Annotated in this window: 2 protein-coding genes; both read right to left on the bottom strand. The window is 66.5% G+C overall.

Annotated elements, in window-relative coordinates; all coding sequences use genetic code 11:
• Positions 1-8 precede the first annotated feature (8 nt).
• On the bottom strand, positions 9-533 hold the full coding sequence (locus tag L0D16_RS12565; RefSeq protein ID WP_014509880.1) for an IS630 family transposase: 525 nt from the start codon (positions 531-533) through the stop codon (positions 9-11).
• The coding region (locus L0D16_RS12560) for an IS630 family transposase (protein ID WP_279231422.1) at positions 530-1,079 on the bottom strand (550 nt) is incomplete at its 5' end. The genes L0D16_RS12560 and L0D16_RS12565, both read right to left, overlap by 4 nt.

The following is a 1,079-nucleotide window of genomic DNA, read 5'->3' as shown; positions in this document are numbered from 1 at the left end:
ATACCCTTTTATGCTAATTCCTTCGTCCTAGGCCACCAGTGGAACAGGGTGTGCCGCCTGAGGGTCTCGGGGTCCTGGGCAAGGACCCGGCACCGCTCAGCCACCGCCTCCATCATCTCCTCAAGGTCCCGGAAGTACCGGTTGGCCACCGCCTCGTTCACCAAGGGCCACACCCGCTCCACCGGCTGCAGCTCCGGGCTGTAGGGCGGCAGGAAGACCAGCCGCACCCCCTCCGGCACCTCCACCCGCCCCGACACGTGCCACCCCGCCCGGTCCAAGACCACCCACGCCTCCTCCCCCTCCCCAAGCCAGGCCCGAAGCTCCCGCAAAACCCAGCCCATCACCTCCGTGTCTATCCCGTCCACCAAAAGGCTCAGGCTCTCCCCCGTCTCCGGCTCCACAAAGGTGCACACATAAAACCACCGGTACCGGTGCGCCCCCACCGCCAAGGGCCTCTCCCCCCGCCTGGCCCACACCCGCCGGTACACCGGCTTGAGCCCCAACCGATGCTCATCGTACGCCAGAAGCCTCACCTTCCTCCCCTCGGCCCTCGCCTCCTGGACCTGGGCGGAGAGGTTTTTTTAAACGCCTCCTGCGCCTCCCCGTCCGCCTTGGCGTGCCGGGGACGGGGCACCCGCAAAGCGAACCCCATCTCGTGGAGGAGACGGTAGATGGGGTAGAGGGAGAGCTTCTTCCCCAGCTCCCGCTCCACCCAGTCCCTGAGCTTGGGCCCCGTCCACAGGCCCCCGTCGGGTGGGGGACCCTGGAGGGCCTCCAGGACCCTCCTCTGCTCCTCCGGGGTCAGCTTGGGCTTCTGGCCCGGGTTCTGGTGCCGCTTGTCCTTCAAGCCCTCCGGCCCTTCCCGGTTGTAGCGCCGCACCGTCTCCTGGACCCAGCGGGTGGAGCTGAGGGTGATTTTGGCGATCTCCTTGGCGGTGAGTCCCCGCTTGGCGTGGTAGACGGCCAGGAAGCGATGCTTCTCTATCGGGTCCTTGGCCTTCTTGACCCTCCGCCACAGCTCGTTCAGGGTCAGGTGGTCGGCCACGGTCATGGACGAAGAATACAACAAGAAAGGGTAT

Source organism: Thermus altitudinis (genome assembly GCF_022760835.1).
Taxonomy (GTDB): Bacteria; Deinococcota; Deinococci; order Deinococcales; family Thermaceae; genus Thermus; species Thermus altitudinis.
Note: the sequence above shows the minus strand (reverse complement) of the source record. Positions and strands in the feature narration are given on the sequence as shown.